We start from the raw sequence: 19,568 nt of genomic DNA on the forward strand, positions 1-19,568 counted from the left end.
TGCAGCCCGAGGGATCACTGGTATTCGGGCTCTTCGGCCTTCTGGTCTTCCTTGGCGGCCGCGTCGGAGCGGGCGCCAATGTTGAAGCCGAGGTCGTCAGCGGAGCTGGCCGGATCGTCATCCTCATCCTTCATGTCGATGGCCACGCCTTCGGCGTTGAGCACTTCGACGTTCAGGGACAGGGACTGCATTTCCTTCAGGAGCACCTTGAACGACTCAGGGATGCCTGCCGGCGGCAGGTTATCGCCCTTGACGATGGCACCGTAGACGCGCACGCGGCCGTCGACGTCATCGGACTTGGTGGTCATCATCTCGTGCAGCGTGTAGGCGGCACCGTAGGCCTCAAGGGCCCACACCTCCATCTCGCCGAAGCGCTGGCCACCGAACTGGGCCTTACCACCGAGCGGCTGCTGGGTGATCATGGAGTACGGGCCGGTGGAACGAGCGTGAATCTTGTCGTCGACCAGGTGGTGCAGCTTCAACATGTACATGTAGCCAACGGAAATCGGCTTGGTGTACGGCTCACCGGTACGGCCATCGAACAGGGTGGCCTTGCCGTCGGGGCCGACCAGACGGTCGCCGTCACGGTTCGGCAGCGTGGTGGACAGCAGGCCCTTCAGGACCTCGGGCTTGACACCGTCGAACACCGGGGTGGCGACCGGGGTGTTCGGCTCGGCCTTCTCGGCACCGGACGGAACCAGCTTCTTCCACTCGGCTTCCATGTTCGGGTCAAGGGAGATATCCCAACCGGAGTGGGCGATCCAGCCAAGGTGCAGTTCGAGCACCTGACCGAGGTTCATTCGGGAAGGCACACCCAGCGGGTTCAACATGATGTCGACCGGAGTACCGTCAGCCAGGAACGGCATGTCCTCTTCCGGCAGGATGCGGGAGATGCAGCCCTTGTTGCCGTGGCGGCCGGAGAGCTTGTCGCCCACCGTGATCTTGCGGTGCTGGGCGATGTAGACACGGATCATCTGGTTGACGCCGTTGGGCAGCTCGTCACCGTCCTCCTCGGCATCCTCGCGGGTGATCTCCTTGACGCCGATGACGGTACCGGTCTCGCCGTGGGGCACACGCAGGGAGGTGTCGCGCACCTCGCGGGACTTCTCGCCGAAGATGGCGCGCAGCAGGCGCTCCTCCGGGGTCAGCTCGGTCTCACCCTTCGGGGTGACCTTACCGACCAGGATGTCGCCGGCCTCGACCTCGGCGCCGATGCGGATGATGCCGCGCTCGTCGAGGTTGGCCACGGCGTCCTCGCCGACGTTCGGCAGATCGCGGGTGATCTCTTCGGCGCCCAGCTTGGTTTCGCGGGCGTCGATCTCGTACTCCTCGATGTGGATGGAGGAGAGGGTGTCGTCCTGCACGAGGCGCTGGGAGATGATCACAGCATCCTCGTAGTTGTAGCCGTTCCAAGGCATGAAGGCGATGAGCAGGTTCTTGCCCAGGGCCAGGTCGCCCTTCTGGATGGCAGGACCATCGGCCAGCACCGAGCCGGCCTCCACACGTTCGCCATCATGGATGATCGGGCGCTGGTTGTAGCAGGTGGTCTGGTTGGAGCGCTGGAACTTGGCCAGCTTGTAGGAGCTGGTGGTGCCGTCGTCGTTCATCACGCGGATCAGGTCGGCGGACACGTAGGTGACCACACCGTCCTTCTCGGACTTGATGACGTCGCCGGAGTCGTTGGCGGCGCGCCATTCGGAGCCGGTGCCCACCAGCGGGCGCTCGGATTCGATCAGCGGCACGGCCTGACGCTGCATGTTGGTACCCATCAGTGCACGGTGGCCCTCATCATGCTCCAGGAACGGGATCAGGGAGGCGCCGAGGGAGACCATCTGACGCGGGGAGACGTCCATGTAATCCACGGAGCTCACCGGCACATCGACCGCCTCTTCCTCGCCGACTCGGGCAAGGGCGGACTTGGAGACGAAGTTGCCGTTCTCGTCAAGTTCCTGGTTGGCCTGGGCGATGACGTGGTCGAGATCACGGTCAGCGGTCATGTACTCGACCTCGTCGGTCACGTGGCCGTTGACGACCTTGCGGTACGGGGTCTCGATGAAGCCGAACGGGTTGACGCGGCCGAAGGTCGCCAGGGAGCCGATCAGACCGATGTTCGGGCCTTCAGGAGACTCGATCGGGCACATACGGCCGAAGTGGGACGGGTGCACGTCGCGCACTTCCATGGAGGCGCGGTCGCGGGACAGACCGCCGGGGCCCAGTGCGGAAAGACGACGCTTGTTCGTCACACCGGACAGTGGGTTGTTCTGATCCATGAACTGGGAGAGCTGGGAAGTGCCGAAGAACTCCTTGATAGTGGCGTTCACCGGGCGGATGTTGATCAGGGACTGCGGGGTGATGGCCTCGGCGTCCTGAGTGGTCATGCGCTCGCGCACCACGCGCTCCATACGGCTCAGACCGGTACGCAGCTGGTTCTGGATCAGCTCGCCGACTTGGCGGATACGACGGTTGCCGAAGTGATCGATATCGTCGACGTCCACGCGCAGGTCAACGTCTTCGCCGTTGCGCTTGCCCGGGAAGGTCGCCGCACCGTCGTGCAGGGCCACCAGATACTTGATCGTGGCGATGATGTCTTCCTGGTGGAGGGAACGGTCGTTGAAATCGGCCTCGACACCCAGCTTGCGATTGATCTTGTAGCGGCCGACGCGGGCCAGATCGTAGCGCTTGGTGTTGAAGTAGAAGGAGTCCAGCAGGTTCTTGCCGGCCTCGGGGGTCGGGGTGTCGGCCGGACGAATCTTGCGGTAGAGGTCGACGAGGGCCTCGTCCTGGGTCTCGAGGGTTTCCTTCTCCAGGGCGTCGAGCACCAGCGGGTAGTCCTTGAAGGCCTGGGCGATCTCGGACTTGGTCATGCCGATGGCCATGAGGAACACGATGGCGGACTGCTTGCGCTTGCGGTCCACGCGCACCTGCGGCTGGTCCTTCTTGTCGATCTCGAACTCGAGCCATGCACCGCGGCTCGGGATGATCTTCGCGCCGAAGACCTCCTTGTCGGAGGTGCGATCCTGCTGGCGGTCGAAGTAGACGCCCGGGGAACGCACGAGCTGGGAGACGATGACTCGCTCGGTGCCGCCGATGATGAAGGTGCCGTGCGGGGTCTGCAGCGGGAAGTCGCCCATAAACACGGTCTGGGACTTGATCTCGCCGGTGTCGCCGTTCTCGAATTCGGCGTTCACGTACAGCGGAGCGGAGTAGGTGTAATCCTTCTCCTTGCACTCCTGCACGGTGTGGCGCGGCTCCTCGAAGTACGGGTCCGAGAAGGTCAGGGACATGGTCTGTGCAAAGTTCTCGATCGGGGAGATCTCGTTGAAGACCTCGTCGAGACCGGAGGTGTGGGCCACGGTGTTGGTGCCGTTGGCCTCATCCTCTTCGACGCGCTTCTTCCAGCGGTCGGAGCCGATCAGCCAATCGAAGCTGTCGGTCTGCACGCCCAGCAGGTAGGGCACATCGATGGGTTCCTTGATGGAACCGAAGTTCACGCGATCCGACGCCTTGTGCAGGTCAATGTCATGCTGGTCGGCGCGTGCGATGATGGTGGTGGTGTTCGTCGTAGACTCAGTAGCCAATGGACGTTCCTTATCGCTCGCTAATATGTGGTAATTCCCCTGGGAGCGCCGGCATGGCCACCATATGCCTATGCGGACGCTTCATTGTCGACGGCATGCCCGCAATATGACACACCTCATGCAAAGTCAAAAGAATACTGATATGCGAGGACATCTTTAGCTCCCGCTGACGAGGGAGCTGTCGAGCGGAGCGAGACTGAGGGAGAGACCCAGCGTCCAAGCACCAACCGCAGGTCCTACCCCACCGTAAACGTCACCGGATCGCTCTTCACCTTCGGATGATCTTTCAAACTCAACTGCGCCACGTACGTTCCCGCATTGACCTTGGCCCAACCCGACTCATCCGTGCATTCGGTGAGTGTGGCGTTCGCATTGGTATTCCACGTGACCTTCTGAACGTCCTTATCACCCTTAGCCATCAGCAGCAGACGCGAATCCGCCGGACACACATCGGACTTGTAAATCGTTTCCTGACCGGAAGTAATGGTGAGCATACGGCCGGAATCGGACCCGTCCACCAAACAGTTGCCTGACCCCTCGTGCACGATGGTCGCGGTGAAATCAAGCGATCCTCCTACCGGCACGGATTGGGAGGCCGCGGAAAGCTGCAATGTCACATCACTGGCCGAGCAATCCTTGACGTTGCTGACTTTCTTCGGCGCCGGCGTGGCGTCGCGGGAAATCGCATACACCTCGTCATGGTGAATCATCGTGTTCACGGCACCGATACCCCGGCCAAGGCTGTACACGCAGAATACAATCAGCGCGATTATCAGCAGCAACACCGTACCGGCCACGATACGCCGACGACGATAGATGGCCTGCTGCTTTTTGCTGATCTTGCGCTTGCGCGGCTTGCCGGAACGGTCGTTTCGGGCGGGCCCGCCGGATGGCCCATTAGCCCCGGCACCGGCTCCGCGTGCCGTTCTCGCGCCTGATGTGTTCCTCTGCACTGCCATAACTCTTCCAGTCTACGGTCACCACACCCATACACGCTTGGGGAGCCCACCATTTTTCACAATGTCAGTTGGGTAGTCGCAGTCCGCCGTCCAGAATCTCGATTAGGCCATCATCGTCAAGGCTGGTGATGCAGGCGGCAAGCTGAATCTGGTCCTTCCAAAGCTTGTCGGCATCTTCCCTGGGCAACGTGACTCCAGCGGGAAGCTCGCGCAGCGCGGCGAGCACCAGACCGCGCACCTGACGATCAGTGCCTTGGAATCGCTGCCGCGGGCGGGTGCGCCGCTCCCCCAGTCCGGGGCGACCGGCTTTGAGAAATGCACAATCATCCGCAATCGGGCAAATCTCGCATAACGGCGTCTTGGCTGTGCAAACCACCGCGCCCAATTCCATCACCGACTGATTCCACGTGACCGATGGAGGTTCGCTGCGCTGCAGGAAAGTGTGTTCGCCGGATCGATATGCATGGTCCGTGCAATCGGCACCGTCCCCACAAACCCTGTCTTGGGGCAACATGCGGTTGGCGAGCGCGCGTTCGGCCGGGCTCGCCGCTCCCCCGCGAGATTCGGTGCCGAGGAATACGCGGCTCAGCACGCGGCGAATATTCGTATCGATTACCGCAATGCGCTCACCGAATGCAAAGCTCAGCACGGCGGAGGCGGTGTAGTCGCCGATACCGGGCAGAGCGACGAGCTCGTCGTAGGTGCGAGGCAGCTCATCGCCATATTCTTCCGCCACCACGCGGGCGCATTCCTGCAATCGCAGCGCACGGCGAGGATAGCCAAGCCGGCCCCATGCGGTGATCACATCGGCTTTAGGTGCTGCGGCAAGAGCACGGGCGTCAGGCCAGCGTGCCATCCAATCGTGCCAATACGGCACCACACGACTCATCTGCGTCTGCTGGCTCATCACCTCACTGACCAGCACGCCCCACGGCGTGGCTCGTCCGAAGCGCCATGGCAAGTCACGCGCATTGGCCTCCCACCATGCGCCGAGCCGTAAAGAAATTGCTGTGTCGTTCATCGTTCTTATTCTTAGCAGCTATGACGAACGAGGCAGAACAGAATTCGCAGAACGCGCAGAATCCCGAAACAAAAGTCGAGAAGATGTTCGAGTACGGGTACCGTAAATCGAATTACGGACCGGACGAACTCGTAACCGACGCGCATGGCAACCCCATCTCCGTGGTGGACGCGATGCTTTCCGCCGAGAAGGCCGCCGCCACCGAAACCGTGACGCCGCACCTGTGCTATTACTCGCCGCGTATTCCCGGCAACACCGGTTCGGCCATCCGCCTGTGCGCGGTGACCGGCACCATCCTGCATTTGGTGGAGCCGTTGGGTTTCAACCTGCGCGACACCAAGCTGCGCCGAGCAGGCCTCGACTACCACGACATGGCCCACGTGGTGCTGCACCCGAATTTCGACAACCTGGTGGAGTCCATGCCCAATTCGCGCATCATCGCGTTCACCGCACATGCCACCAAGCTGTACACCGAAGTGGAATACAAGCCGACCGACATCCTGCTGTTCGGCCCCGAACCCGGCGACATCCCCGACCCGATGGACATCATGGAAGGCCCGCATGTGGCCGAACAGGTGCGACTGCCCATGCGCCCGTCCTTGCGTTCCCTGAACCTCACCAATTGCGCGTCCATCGCCATCTACGAAGCCTGGCGCCAACTGAATTTCAAGGGCGGAGCGTGAGGAGAAGGCCCGGTGGGCCTTCGAGTAGCGACGCCGAACGAACACCGACAGGCATGAGAGAGGAAACCCTGAGCCTCGCGCAGCGAGACCACAATTGCAGGACGGAGCGTGAGGAGGAAGCGCAGTGCGCTTCCGAGTAGCTCCGCCAAGTGAAGGCCGATAGGCCTGAACGAGGAAAAGTGACAGTCCGGCCGCAAGCCGGTCAATAATTGCAATCGGAGCGTGATGCATAAGCGCCCAGTGGGCTTATGCATAGCCCCGCCGAACGAGACCCGATAGGGTCGAACACGGCAATTTCTCCCATCCGCTGGTTTCTCACCGGCAGAGCCAACGGAACCTTGGTGCAGCAATCAGCAACGCTTGTACACCTTGCTCCTGTGCGCGACATCAATCACAAGAATCAGCAGAACCTCATCCTCTATATCGCACACGATACGATAGTCCCCGACACGGTAACGCCACAGCCCTGCCAGATTACCGGCAAGAGCCTTGCCGGTGCTTCTCGGATCTTCCAACTGTGAAATTTCCCTAAGCTTTGCGATGATTCTCTTGGCAACATTACGATCCAGCTTCTTCATCGAACGCTGGACGCCCTTGTCAATCTCAATCCTCCAAGCCAAGGCTTTCCTCCAGCTCGTCGAGCGTCACGGTTTCGAGTCTGCCGGCACGCCAATCCTCGACCTTTTTCATAATGCCGTATTCATACTCAAACCTATCGATCGATTCGGTAAGGGCTTCGTTCATGTAAAACGTCTTCGTACGACCAGTCGCTTTCGCCAGACAATCGTAACGAGCCGCCAATTCGACAGGCATCCTTAATGCTGCAGTAACCGTGGCCATAGTGCACCTCCCAAACGTTTACGTGTTATACATGTTAACACTTTTGTGATTCTCACAAAGTGCCTCGAAGACTGTTGCTCTCCTAACTTGGGGAAATAAGCAAAAAGAGCAGATGCTGAAACGCATTCGCAAGGCTCCGAAGGAGAGCGGCGCAAGGACGTGCTTGCCGCTGCGGTTGAACATTACTGGCGTCGCAAGAAGATCACCGAAAAACTCTGATGGCAAGTACTTTGCGACCTATCCAATGAACAGATTGACATACCAGTTGCCGAGCAGCGAACGGTTGCCGGCCATCGTGGCCTCTGAGCGACTAATTTGGAGAAGTATGAAAACCATCGAGTCATGGTGCACAAGACTATTAAGATTCTGATTATATGTACGTGTTCATGGACGGTGGATAAGGGGCTGCGGACGGTGTGGGAGATGCCTATCAGGCTTTGCTTTCATCACTTCAAAACTGCGTAGAAAACATCTGCAGCTTCTTATCCTTCAGTTGCTGATAGTTGTAGATATATGATGTACAGAATATTGCATCATATGCTTTTAAGCCCCTAACATTGCAATTTGGCATCTCATCGATGTTCATGCTGTTTGAGAGTTGTTATGCATGCATGCTGTCGTTAGTATGAACTGTTTCCTATGCTCTTTGTCTTGCAGTATTCTCCATTCACCAGTGACAGAAGGAATCGGTCCATTTACCGTTGTACCGTAAGAACTTCTAATTGATTTCAGACGAAATTTGCGAATAGGTAACAGAGAAATTTCTATATCCGTAAAGGGTATAGCAGTATTTTCTGCGTATGAGATTGCCTTGTATACTGCTTCTTTTGCAGAAAAGAATAGTCTATCCCAAGCAACAGTAGGATTGCTATTTTTTAACCTACTGATAGTTTTAATTTCATTATCAAACAAAGAAAAATGTATAATTTCTATTGGTAAAAAATAATTTTCTTCGATATCGATTCCTATAGATCGATAATAATAGGTATGAGCTATAGCTGCTCCCACGCACCCTTCGCAATGAGATAGACTGCCGATTATCCCTTCCGGCCAAACAGGTTTTCCATATATGTCAGAAAGAATCTCACTTCTTGTAATGTTGTACTCGCTAAATGCATATCGAGCGCAAGTTCGGGCGTCTAGAGACTGCTGGTAGAAACGTTGGGTATAGCCATTCTTTCCTTCGACAGCTTCAAACTCATGTGATCTAGGAAGATTTTTCACATACGTATAAATGGTAGTAATATTTCCTGTATGAATTATGCTATAGGGATTATCTGTGTAAGATGAGATCATTTTTGAACATTTACCGTAATTTACGATGAGAGGTTTCAGGGCCAAAGAAGATAACAATTACCATTGCGGCTATAGCTAAACCACTAATGCTTACATATATCAGTCCTTCTTGTTTCTCTGCTAGGAGAAAAGCTATAAACAGTGGCATAAAAACATTTCCTGATTTTGCCGCAGCGTTTACTATGCCGACGCAGCGGAAACGGATTCGTGTTGGAAATAATTCTGGAACATAAACAGCCGTAACAGCAGCAGTAAGTATATACAAAAACAATACCAAAAAGAACCCCAGTATTATCGCTGAAATTGTTGTTGCTTGCTTTGCATAAGCTATTCCTAGAATCGCTGTCATCAGAAAAGCCAATACAATCATCTTTTTTCGACCTATTTTATCAAGTAAAAGCAGGGCCATTAAGCAGCCAAAAGGTGCCCCAAACATCATTAAGCTACTTGTTAAAAGTGAACTCGATAAGCTAATTCCTTTTGAAACTAAGATTGTTGGTACCCAAGTTGTGAAAGTGTAGGAGCATACGTTTGCTGCAACCGCTGCTACAACACCTACAGTAAGCATAACGAATAAATTATCCTGTTGATCGGGATTCTGCAACGCAGTCCTTTTTAACTTATCGTTATTTCCATAATTTGTTGCTGTGGATGCACTGCTCAACTGTTCCACGATAAGAGCTGCTTCCCTATACCGTCCTTTGCTGATTAGCCACCTGGGTGATTCAGGAATGTCCTTACGAAAAAACCAAAGCACAATGGCCAATATGCCCACGGCAAAGAAAACTACGCGCCAAGAAGTGTTTGGGATTATCACAGCTGATAAAAGAATCGATGTAGGCAACCCGCAATTAGCGCCAAGTGAGACTAGTCCACACCACCTTCCCCGTCTTGCTACAGGTGCAAATTCGTTAATGAAAGCAAACCCTGTCACTATTTCTGAGCCAAGACCGATTCCCGCAAGGAACCTGCAGACTATCAGCATGTCCATGTTAGGAGAAAAAGCACCGAGTACAGTAAATCCACCGAAAAGCAACAAATTAATTTGATATGCTACTTTTCTTCCTTTGCAGTCTCCTATTAGGCCAGCAATTAGAGAACCGATGAGTAGTCCTAAAAAGTTCGCTGAAAGAAACATGCTGGTTTCTTGAGATGTCGACCATTTTGATGCAGTCAGACTACCTGCTACTGCACTTCCCATATAGACGTCAATACTGGCTTCCAACATCCCTAGCGATACTAGTATCACTATTTTACGGAAGAGTCTAGATTCAGTAGAATTATCAATTCTACATAATAATTCGTCATATATAGAACCTGCTGCAGAATTAGTCACAATTACCCCTCTGTAAAAAGTTAATTTTACTCATTATATTGACTATTTATAAGATAATTAGAACGTTGAATAATCTCAGATTCATTATTGCCGGAAATAAGGAATTTCCTGTCAGAATCAACAGAGTTATGAGCGATACCTTTTTTCTTGCCCACAGATTCCAAAACCGCCCAATCCGGGATTTCTTTTTCCTTTGGCCAGTTCAATCCGGCGGTTTCCAGCAGTATGCCATACTGAGATGATCGCGTAATATTCGCATCCGCATCGACAAGACCAAGTTCCAATAGGAAGTTGGCCTTGCTTTGGTCTATGCCATAGGCGGCTGCCAGCTCCTGCTTGATGAGACCGCCTCCTCTGCGTGCCGCCATTTCCCCGAATACGAAATCACCGGTTTCATTCTTATAGAATTCGATATGCATCACATTCGGAATTGTCTGATCGCTGAAAGATGCAATTAATTGCTTTGTCAGTCGGAGCAGCTCGGAGTAGTCGGCATCGTTCTCATCCAACATCACGGAACCGGTGTTTTGTTTCTCGAAATCCAGTGGCGGGACAAGATACCGTGATGGTGAGATCAGAATCGAACCGGAATTGATATAGACTACATCCACATGGTAGACGGAAACGGAACAATATTCCTCTAAGTAATACTGGTTTGAATGCACGTTTCGTATGAATTCCGGCTTGGTAGCTAAAGCGGGCAGGTCATCTTTCGAATGCAATATCGTAATGCCTGCAGACCCTGCGCCCCATCGAGGTTTGAGAACAACCGTCTCCCAATGATCGAACGCCGAAATAATATCTCCAAAGCCTTGGCAGGTGGTATAGGGAATAATCTTTAATCCGGCATCAAGGGCCGATTGTTTCATCGTGACTTTATCTCGACAGCTTAACGCCAGTTCATGCTGTAAACCGGGAATTCCAAATAAACTTCTCGCCTCTGCAACCCTCAGTACGTCTTCCTCTGAGCTGGAAACTATCCTATCTGGTTTAAATTTCCTGACAATATCAAAGAATTTTGCGGTAGCGCTATCAGAGGAATAATCGGAAACCTCGATTTCCTTGATGACGGAGCTCGGCCAACTATGGTGTGCGGCTCGATCGTTCGAGGTGAAGACCATAACTTCTAAACAATCGAAACGTTCTTGGCCCTCTTCGATCCATTTTGGATAATTCGAGAAAGATTTGGGTTGTTGCATTAGTAGTACTTTCATATTATTCCCTTTCTAGTGCATTTGCTAAAACATGAGATACTAAAAGGATATGCTCCTTAAAAAAATCTAAAAATTGTTCTATCGTCTCCTTGCTAAAATATGCGTTGTTATACGAGATTCTAACTTTGGCCTCATCATTAAAATATTGTATCCTCACTTCAATTGGATAACCATATGAATACGGATACGTGCTTCCTCGGATTAAGCTTGTTGAAAGTGGAGATGCTTCGTTCTTATGGGAAGAGCGCGTTACGTTCAGAAAGAATGTGGGGCAAGCTTCTGGATATACATGAGGAGAGTTTGAACGGAATGAGTTCCAAGCAGTCTCTTGCTGCAACATTTCTTCATACTCTGTATTAAGGGCAAGCAGCTCTTCATCGACTGAATTAAATCTGCAGTGTTTGTGGAAAAATGGAACTGAGCTGCTAATCCACCCTGTCATTGAAGGAAGAACAGGACAGTCAGCTTGTTCGCGCCCATTTCGAGTTACGTCGACAACAATGTTGTCGAGGTTGAGGCATTCTGAAGCTGCATTAGTCAACGCCGCTAAGGATAGCTTATCTAATAATCCATATTGTCCATCATCTCTTTCTTGCAACAAACGAATAGAGTGATCTCTAATATATAGTGGTGGTAAAATTTCAGGATTACTTCCGTTGCTTTCGCGATACCAAGAAGCAGAGAGACTGTCGTGTCTTTTAATATCAGGAAGTTGCTCTATCTTTTTTCTTCCTTTGTCTGAGTTATAAAAATCCTCCAAGAACCCAGCATACTGCAGGAATCCGGGAATCTCTTCTACCGGTTCAGATATGCCGATTCCTGCTCTTTTTGTTTCTGCTAACTCTTTTAATGCAGACTCGTATTCATGAATAGTCAATGCATCGCATGCCCAGTGATGGATAACTAGCACTAATAAATGAGTATCACGCTTAGTGAAATAATGGAGCACGGCAATGGGGCCGTTCTTGATGTTTAAATTTGAAGCTGACGTTTCAAGAGTCTCATCGATCTTTGACTGGATATCATCAGTTGGGCTAAGCTTAATAGTTTTAACCATAATAGGCTCATCAATCTTGACGAGATTCGGATGTTGTTCTCGACCTTTGAAAGATAACCCATATGAAATTTTCGGGAACTTTTTTACCAGCATTTCAGCGCAAACTTGCAAATCAATCATTGTATTCGCTTGAACGCTAGCTGCGACACTTTCCACAAAGCTATGTGAAGCAGTTATATTGTGGCTCAGAAATCGTCTTTGAGATGGAAGAACTCTGAACTCCTTCCGACCAAGTATGCAGGTTTTAGGTGCGATAAATACGTTATCTGTTTCAATAATGATTTTTTTCAGCTGATTTACAGTAGGGTTTTGATAAACATCTCGTACATTTAGGAATTGTCCCAGGCGACGCATCCTCGAAACAAACTGTACAACTTTAAGACTATTCATTCCATGGGCAAAAAGATTGTCATCGTCACCAATCTCTTCATCCAATAAATTAGATAGAAACTGAGTCATTGTAGGTTTTTTCAATTCTCGCAACTGTGCAAGTTTATTATTTCTATTACTTATGTTCACTTTTTCCAAATAATTGTTTTTAAGCAAAACTCTATTGATCTTTCCATTACTGTTAATTGGCAGTTCGTCCAGTAGTAAAATATTTGAGGGAATTGCGTAGTTTGGCAGCACAAGCTTTAAGCGATTTCTGAGAGCGTCGATACTATCAATCGGAGATTGGAGAGCGTTTTTAGGCAAGAAAGCTACAAGTCGGGTTTCGGATTCTGACTTAATCGCGCTCACACAGGATTCATGACCACCCAGAAAAGCGTTTATATGGTTTTCAACTTCTTCTGTCTCAATTCTGTAGCCATGGATTTTTATCTGATTGTCAGCTCGCCCGATGAAAGACATCTCTCCAGCAGATGTCAGCGATACGAGGTCGCCTGTTCTATAACCTTGAAAGCCAGTAGAGCTATCAGTAAAAAAATTACTTTTTGTTAATTCGATATTATTTATATAACCAAATCCAACGCTAGGACCCACAACATACAGCTCACCAGTGCGCTCATTCTTTTTCGTTGTTTGCACCCAGACTTTGGTTCCGGGGAGTGGTTTGCCTAATGTGATTTCTTCACCTAGTTTTAGCTTTTTTGAAAGACAATAGATAGTGGTCTCGGTAGTGCCGTAAATATTCCATATTTGGTTGGCTGTGCTTAAGTTTTTGAGTAGTAGATTTGACACATTTTCGCCACCTAATATCAGAGTGGCGTTCGTTTGTGGTATCCAACCTCCCATTGTCATCATCGTAAACATAGTTGGTGTTCCAGTGAAACAATTAATCTACCATTTTTTACTAATCTGCTCAAAATAATCCGGATTTTTGGGTATTGATTTGTCGGCGATGCAAACAGTGCCGCCAGCTACAAGAGGTAGTAGCAGCTCGAAAATAGAGAAATCGAATGCAGGAGATGCTACGGCTAATAATTTTGTGCTATTGGACACATTAAAACGTTCAATACTATTTTTAAGCACGTAATCCAATGAAGATGCGGCAATAACAACGCCTTTGGGAGTTCCTGTTGACCCTGAAGTAAAAATAAGATATCCACCGCCCGAAGGCACAGGGTCTTTTTTAGGGCGGTTTCCATCATTGAGCTGTGGAACTATTCGAAGAGTAGAGTTTTCGGTTAGTTTCGCACTTGCACTGATATGCGCTTGGTTGCAGACTACTTGTTTACGCTTTCCGGGCCATTCTTCTTCTAATGGGAGATAGAATGATCCGGACATTAAAATTCCCAGTAGAACGACCACTCGTTCTTTACATCTACCGACATCTACATTTATCACCGAGCCACAAAGATGCTGCTCTTCTATTTGTGTTGATATACGTTTGGCTTGTTCAACTAATTGCGAGTATGTAAAAGTTCCATTTCCATCCTTAACAGCCTCACTATTGGGATGTTTAAGGGCATTTGTTAATATCTTCTCGAGTATGAATAATCTTTGTGGATGCATGTGACTTCCCCTTTAACGACGAATGATTCTTTGTCCACGTTTTCTAATTTGATTAGTGACGACTGCAGGCATTATTCCCACTAACGCCAGTGCACACCAATACCAAGCCGTCAATCCTGCAGGACGTAGTACCGGAACGATCCAACCTCCAAGGAATGAGCCTGCCGATTCACCAATGGCTGCAATTATCAGCCGATAGTTCAGAATGTCCACCAAAGGCTTATCTGGCTGTGCCTCTACCAGAGCAATATTGATTAATGGCGCATAGATGCATTCTGCAATGGAGAACACAACCAAGGAAATGATGCATATCCACCAGTACGACGAGACTCCGCAGGCGAATAGTGCGAAGGAAATTCCATAAATCCCCAGGCTTTTGACTATGAATGAGGTGGCATTATGTTCTTTGGTCATATTGCGCGAGATGATCTTACTTACCGGCATTTGCAGTGCTATGACCGATATGGCATCAATGGAATAGAACAATCCTCTTATGACTGGACTATCGGATAACGAGTGGAATTCCAATGCCATTCCGGCAAAAAGCTGACCATTCATGATACTGCCCACGAACACCGCCAGGATGGCAAGAACCGTACCGGGACTTTTCAGCGAGTCTGTAATGGTTTTCACGATGGAGGAAGTGTTTTCCTTGCCGCTTTTCTCATTGCGTATGAAGACATGATGAGTCAGCGCTATTGGAGCTAGTAAAGCAGAAAAAGCATAGAGTCCGACGATGATTGCAATAAAGAGCGTTTGTCCGAAAGCCTTATATATGTAATTCGAACCCAGAGGTCCAATCGCGGATCCAAGATTGGCTGCCATGGTCACTAAAGCAAACAAAGAAGCCTGAATTTTTTTATCCTTTACTGTAGCGATGATATGCCCTCGTAGGGCAAAATTAACCAATGAAAGACCGAGTCCCAGCAAAGCCAAATCCGCAAAAAGGAAGCCGATAAAACCACCCATTGCCGGTTGTAGCAGCAAAAGTGAAAAAACCATGAATCCGAAACCGGTCTCAGTGAGGGATACCGTTGAGAAACGCTCAATCAAGCTACCTATAAAAACAGTACTGCCTCTAGAAAAAAGAGATAAAATTCCGAGCGCCAGTCCAACATATAGCGATGACGCCGCAGAAACTTGGCCGGTGAGAATAACCGAAAGAAGGGAGAAGAGACCGCTGTACGCAGCAGTATTCAAAAAGTAATTCACTGATATGGAGTCTCTTTTAATATCGTTCAGCTTCTCCATTTGAATGGACCTTCTTTTATGCTTTACAAATAATGTCTCCCCATGCTAGTTGTCATAGGGGAATTGTTCATTGCTGCGTCCACGTTTTGGCGTACCTGAGGGCACCAAGCCTCGGACAACGCAAACAATGCAACGTTCCACAGTCCGAATTCAGCAACGAAGCGGAAAAGAACGACTACTCGTCCATCTCTGTCTCGTCTGGCTGGATGGGTCGCTGCACGGACGATCCGCCGGAGAGCATTTCCAAGTAAACCGGAATCGGACGAGCACATGCTGCTAAGTAAGCAGCTACAACGTGCTATACAGCTCATCGACTGATTCGGCGATGAGTTCGGGATATTTAGCTCGTGTGGCTTTGCTCAGCGGTTTTTTGGTGAATACCGCCAAATGGGTGGCGGCAAATCCACGAACCAATCCGACACGGTCGCGTAAGGACTCGATGGTCTCGGTCTCGTCAAGATTGTTGCGCCATTTGCATTCGCCAAGCAATATGGTTTTTGATGAGGCGTCGGCTGCAATCACGTCGATGTCGGTCTGTTCGTGTTTTGCCGGGTTGGTTCCCACCATTTCCCGAAGGAGGTGGCGAGGAACGGAAGTTTTCCAGCGGCGTTGGCATAGGCCAGCCATTGGGCGCAAATCGCTTCGAATTGCTGACCGACATAGGTGGCGAACGCTTCGCCGAGAGCCAGTCTACGCGCTGCGATACTGCCCGCATTCTGTTCCACGGCTCCCATGTTGGGGGCCTACGAAGCGGAACCAGTATGCGAAGAAGGGGTCTTTGATGATGTACATGCCGCGGCGCGAGCGCTCCGGTTTTTCACTGAACGGCACTCGCTTTCCGACAAGGCCGAGGTTATTGAGTGTTTGCAGGTACAGGTTAACATTGCCGTGCTCGACTCCGGAATGCTCCGCGATTACCTTGGGCGTCGATTCGCCGTTTGCAATGGCCTGCATCACCGAAAAATAGATTGCAGGCTCGCGCAACTCCTCGCGCAACAGCATCATCGGTTCCTCGTACAGTGTGCCGAGTTTGTCGAAGCAGAGGTTGATGACGTTGGACTGGTAGCCGGCCGATTTGTCAAGTTGGCTCAGATAATATGGCATGCCGCCAAAGGTAGCGTAATAGTCTACCTGCTCAATCGGCGGGGTGTTCGGCAAGAATTTCGCGACTTCCAGATAGTTGAGTGGCTGCAGCCGGATTTGCGCGGTGCATCTGCCGAATAAGGGACTTTTGGAGCCAAGCACCTTGCTTTCCATGAATCCTTCGTTGCTGCCGGAAACAATCAGCATCACATTGGTTCGTTTGAGATCATGGTCGATGGCGATCTGGAGGACCGAGGGAAGGGAGTTGTTGGCGAGTGCTGCATAAGGAAACTCGTCGAATACCAATACCATCGGTGTACTGGATTCCCGTTCTCGTTTGGCTATGTAGTCAAAGGCTTGCTGCCATGTGGCGAAGGGCGGCGTTTCTGAAGGCTGCCCGTAAAATTCGGCGATGGTCGGAGCGAAAGCTCCGCCGAAGATTGCAGCAAGGTTGTAGCTCAGACCGGTGCCGGAGTAGCGCACATGGGTCGGGAACAGCTCAGGCAGGTAGGCGCCGCACGGTCCGAACAGGCCACCCATGATGACAAAGCCGACGCACAGGAAGATCATCACACGCGGCACACTGTGCACCAGCAGCACCGGAGTGAAGAAGCTGAACGCCATAGCTCAACGACCAAGTACTAAGCACGTAGAACAACGTGTAGGTGATGCCCATGGCGAGCGTACCAAGCACGACTTCCTTCCGGTACGGAAGCAGTGAACGCAGCGGATGCTTGACAACGCGGTGTTCATCCCCGACCTTCCGGAAAAAGGTAACAAAAAGCCCGAAGGCAGAAACCTCCAGGCTTAGAGAGAGAAGAGAAGAAGGAATTCAATTATCGGAAACCTTGCGGTTCGGGGCTTTTGCAGCTGAGACATAGTTAACCTCTCTAACCTTCAGGAACCACCATGTTTTTCTGCGAGTTTCCTGTGAATCCGCACTCACCGACACACGCGAGCAGCCGTGTATCCGAAACCCACATACTCCCCACAATCCGCATGCCCAAAATCCGCACTCCCCCGCCAAGCTCGCATCTCACATCCATATGCAAACACAACGGTCCCTCTGCGGAGGGACCGAAGCAATGTACTAATGCGCAGAATGCTCTAGTTCTTGAAAGAGTGAATCGGTGCCGGAATACGGCCGCCTCGGGTTACGAAAGCTTCGCAGCTGGTCTGGTTGACCGGCATGATGGGCGCGTAGCCCATGAGGCCGCCGAAGTTCGCCATTTCGCCGACGCCTTTGCCCGCCACGGGGATCACGCGCACGGCAGTGGTCTTCTGATTGACCATGCCGATGGCGGCTTCGTCGGCGATCAGGCCGGAGATGGTGGAAGCAGAGGTATCGCCCGGAATGGCGATCATGTCGAGGCCCACCGAGCATACGCAGGTCATGGCCTCAAGCTTCTCGAGGGTCAGGCAACCGGAAGAAGCCGCGTCGATCATGTTCTTGTCTTCGGAGACCGGGATGAACGCGCCGGACAAGCCGCCCACGTAGGAGGACGCCATGATGCCGCCCTTCTTGACCTGGTCGTTGAGCATGGCGAGCGCCGCTGTGGTGCCGGGAGCGCCGACCTGCTCGAGGCCGATCTTCTCCAGCACTTCACCCACGGAGTCGCCCACGGCCGGGGTCGGGGCGAGCGACAGGTCGATGATGCCGAACGGGATGCCGAGGCGGCGGGAAGCCTCCTGAGCCACAAGCTGACCCACGCGCGTGATCTTGAACGCGGTGCGCTTGATGGTCTCGCACAGGAATTCGAAGTCCTTGCCCTTGGCCGCATCGAGCGCGCGGGAGACCACGCCGGGGCCGGAGACGCCGACGTTGATGACCGCGTCGCCTTCGGTGACGCCGTGGAAGCCGCCGGCCATGAACGGGTTGTCGTCAGGCACGTTGCAGAAGGCCACGAACTTGACGCAGCCGTAGGAGTCGTTGTCGGCGGTGCGCTCGGCAACGTCCTTGATGATGTGGCCGAGCAGTTCGACCGCGTTCATGTCGATGCCGGTCTTGGTGGAGCCGACGTTCACGGACGAGCAGACGATGTCGGTCTCGGAAAGGGCTTGCGGCAGGGAGCGGATGAGCAACTCCTCGGCCGGGGTCATGGACTTGGAGACGAGTGCGGAGTAGCCGCCGATCAAGTCGACGCCGACCTCCTTGGCCGCCTTGTCAAGCGCGTGGGCGATCTTGACGAAGTCCTCGCTCGTCTTGCAGGAGCTGGCACCGACCAGCGAGATCGGGGTGACGGTGATGCGCTTGTTGACGATCGGGATGCCGTAGTCGCGTTCGATGGCCTTGCCGGTGGAAACGAGGTCCTTGGCATAGGTAGTGATCTTGCGGTAGATGTTGCCGCAGGTCTTGTCGACATCGTCCGAGGCGCAGTCGAGCAACGAGATGCCCATGGTGATGGTGCGAACGTCGAGCTTCTCCTGCTCGATCATCTGATTGGTCTCGTGGACCTCCATGATGTTCAGCATGGTTTGTTCCTTACAGGATATTTAAAGACTAGTTTGGCGGTCACCCTCATCAGAGGGATAAGGATGGCTCCGTCAGCGGAAAGCCCACCGGGCTTTCCGCCTCCTCGCGTGCGGCGGCCTGCTGAGCGGGCCGCCTCAAATACGGTGCATCTTGGTGAAGATTTCCTCACGCTGGCAGCGGATGCGCACACCGATGTCGTCGCCGAGGTCCTCAAGGTTGCCGACCATCGCGCCGAAGTCCTTGTCCGCGTTGGCGTAGTCGACAATCATCATCATGTTGAAGTAACCGTCGATGATGGTCTGCGAGATGTCGAGCACGTTGACGTTGTGCTGGGACAGGTAGGTGCAGACTCGCGCGATGATGCCGACGGTGTCCTGACCGACGACGGTGATGATTGCCTTGTTCATGGCTCTCCCTGGTCGTATACAAAAAGCGGGTGACTACCCAAGTATAGGGAAGACACCCGCCATTATGTTCATTACCGATTCATGTATCGTTTGCCGCTCTTGAACATGAAGGAGAACACCAGCACAACGCCCGAGTTGACGCCGATGGTAAAGAACAGTGCGCCGCCGATCGCGGTCATCACCACGCCAATGGCCAGTATGCAGCCGACGACCATCCACTGGGCGGTACCGGAGGATACGGAGAACTCGTCCATCAAATCGGGCAGGGCGATGTTCATGGATGTCTCGGACAGCATGCCGAGGAATGCGCCGATGTACAGGCCGAGCATCACCTTATGTGGATGGTCGAAATGCCTGGTTTCAGGAGCGTTATGGGGGTTATGGGGAATAAGTGGTGCCGGATTCGCCGGCGGG

Annotated in this window: 17 protein-coding genes and 2 pseudogenes; 1 reads left to right on the plus strand and 18 read right to left on the minus strand. The window is 52.3% G+C overall.

All coding sequences use genetic code 11. The features are described 5' to 3' along the window. Nucleotides 1-14: 14 nt before the first annotated feature. The 3 genes from MMB48_RS08975 to MMB48_RS08985 form a co-directional block, all read right to left on the minus strand. The gene (locus MMB48_RS08975; RefSeq protein WP_032744817.1) at nt 15-3,578 is read right to left on the minus strand and encodes a DNA-directed RNA polymerase subunit beta; all 3,564 of its coding nucleotides are present in this window, start codon (nt 3,576-3,578) and stop codon (nt 15-17) included. Between the two features lie 236 nt (nt 3,579-3,814). Next, entirely contained in the window at nt 3,815-4,537 is a 723-nt protein-coding gene (locus tag MMB48_RS08980; RefSeq protein ID WP_032744819.1) for a hypothetical protein, read from the minus strand. A gap of 64 nt (nt 4,538-4,601) precedes the next feature. Continuing rightward, nucleotides 4,602-5,558: an A/G-specific adenine glycosylase gene (locus tag MMB48_RS08985; RefSeq protein WP_032744820.1), complete on the minus strand. Its 957-nt coding sequence runs from the start codon at nt 5,556-5,558 to the stop codon at nt 4,602-4,604. 20 nt (nt 5,559-5,578) lie between these two features. Between MMB48_RS08985 and MMB48_RS08990 the strand changes: the two genes are divergently transcribed. Then, complete coding sequence (locus tag MMB48_RS08990; RefSeq protein WP_136527151.1) at nt 5,579-6,241, plus strand: tRNA (cytidine(34)-2'-O)-methyltransferase; 663 nt, start codon at nt 5,579-5,581, stop codon at nt 6,239-6,241. Nucleotides 6,242-6,591: 350 nt separating this feature from the next. On the opposite strand, the gene MMB48_RS08995 is transcribed toward MMB48_RS08990, so the two are convergent. The 15 genes and pseudogenes from MMB48_RS08995 to MMB48_RS09055 form a co-directional block, all read right to left on the minus strand. Next, nucleotides 6,592-6,819 carry a type II toxin-antitoxin system RelE family toxin gene (locus tag MMB48_RS08995; RefSeq protein ID WP_229773994.1) on the minus strand — a complete coding sequence of 76 codons (228 nt, stop codon included), beginning with the start codon at nt 6,817-6,819 and terminating at the stop codon, nt 6,592-6,594. Between the two features lie 25 nt (nt 6,820-6,844). Then, on the minus strand, nt 6,845-7,081 hold the full coding sequence (locus MMB48_RS09000; RefSeq protein WP_032744823.1) for a ribbon-helix-helix domain-containing protein: 237 nt from the start codon (nt 7,079-7,081) through the stop codon (nt 6,845-6,847). A 582-nt stretch (nt 7,082-7,663) separates the two neighbouring features. Next, nucleotides 7,664-8,377: a 4'-phosphopantetheinyl transferase family protein gene (locus tag MMB48_RS09005; RefSeq protein WP_080714860.1), complete on the minus strand. Its 714-nt coding sequence runs from the start codon at nt 8,375-8,377 to the stop codon at nt 7,664-7,666. A gap of 10 nt (nt 8,378-8,387) precedes the next feature. Continuing rightward, nucleotides 8,388-9,713, minus strand: coding sequence for an MFS transporter (locus tag MMB48_RS09010; RefSeq protein WP_230581269.1), 1,326 nt, complete (start codon nt 9,711-9,713; stop codon nt 8,388-8,390). A 26-nt stretch (nt 9,714-9,739) separates the two neighbouring features. Beyond that, complete coding sequence (locus tag MMB48_RS09015; RefSeq protein WP_032744825.1) at nt 9,740-10,927, minus strand: ATP-grasp domain-containing protein; 1,188 nt, start codon at nt 10,925-10,927, stop codon at nt 9,740-9,742. A gap of 1 nt (nt 10,928) precedes the next feature. Further along, nucleotides 10,929-12,836: a phosphopantetheine-binding protein gene (locus tag MMB48_RS09020; RefSeq protein WP_320109844.1), complete on the minus strand. Its 1,908-nt coding sequence runs from the start codon at nt 12,834-12,836 to the stop codon at nt 10,929-10,931. A 117-nt stretch (nt 12,837-12,953) separates the two neighbouring features. Then, a pseudogene (locus MMB48_RS09025) lies at nt 12,954-13,940 on the minus strand (AMP-binding protein); the annotation flags it as partial. Nucleotides 13,941-13,952: 12 nt separating this feature from the next. Continuing rightward, nucleotides 13,953-15,191: an MFS transporter gene (locus MMB48_RS09030; protein WP_032744827.1), complete on the minus strand. Its 1,239-nt coding sequence runs from the start codon at nt 15,189-15,191 to the stop codon at nt 13,953-13,955. A 288-nt stretch (nt 15,192-15,479) separates the two neighbouring features. Continuing rightward, complete coding sequence (locus tag MMB48_RS09035) at nt 15,480-15,758, minus strand: DUF234 domain-containing protein (protein ID WP_050496296.1); 279 nt, start codon at nt 15,756-15,758, stop codon at nt 15,480-15,482. After that, the gene (locus MMB48_RS11725) at nt 15,710-15,925 is read right to left on the minus strand and encodes a DUF234 domain-containing protein (protein WP_080714863.1); all 216 of its coding nucleotides are present in this window, start codon (nt 15,923-15,925) and stop codon (nt 15,710-15,712) included. The genes MMB48_RS09035 and MMB48_RS11725 overlap by 49 nt, the downstream gene beginning before the upstream one ends. Beyond that, complete coding sequence (locus tag MMB48_RS09040; RefSeq protein WP_318156033.1) at nt 15,882-16,688, minus strand: ATP-binding protein; 807 nt, start codon at nt 16,686-16,688, stop codon at nt 15,882-15,884. The genes MMB48_RS11725 and MMB48_RS09040 overlap by 44 nt, the downstream gene beginning before the upstream one ends. Then, nucleotides 16,683-17,043, minus strand: a pseudogene (locus tag MMB48_RS11635) (MFS transporter); the annotation flags it as partial. The gene MMB48_RS09040 and the pseudogene MMB48_RS11635, both read right to left, overlap by 6 nt. A 338-nt stretch (nt 17,044-17,381) precedes the next feature. After that, entirely contained in the window at nt 17,382-18,746 is a 1,365-nt protein-coding gene (locus tag MMB48_RS09045; RefSeq protein ID WP_032744829.1) for a PFL family protein, read from the minus strand. Nucleotides 18,747-18,881: 135 nt separating this feature from the next. After that, on the minus strand, nt 18,882-19,154 hold the full coding sequence (locus MMB48_RS09050) for an ACT domain-containing protein (protein ID WP_007053740.1): 273 nt from the start codon (nt 19,152-19,154) through the stop codon (nt 18,882-18,884). A 71-nt stretch (nt 19,155-19,225) separates the two neighbouring features. Beyond that, on the minus strand, nt 19,226-19,483 hold the full coding sequence (locus MMB48_RS09055; protein ID WP_230581270.1) for a hypothetical protein: 258 nt from the start codon (nt 19,481-19,483) through the stop codon (nt 19,226-19,228). Nucleotides 19,484-19,568: the final 85 nt, after the last annotated feature.

The sequence above is a fragment of the Bifidobacterium sp. FKU genome, from assembly GCF_026016385.1.
GTDB lineage: Bacteria > Actinomycetota > Actinomycetes > Actinomycetales > Bifidobacteriaceae > Bifidobacterium > Bifidobacterium infantis.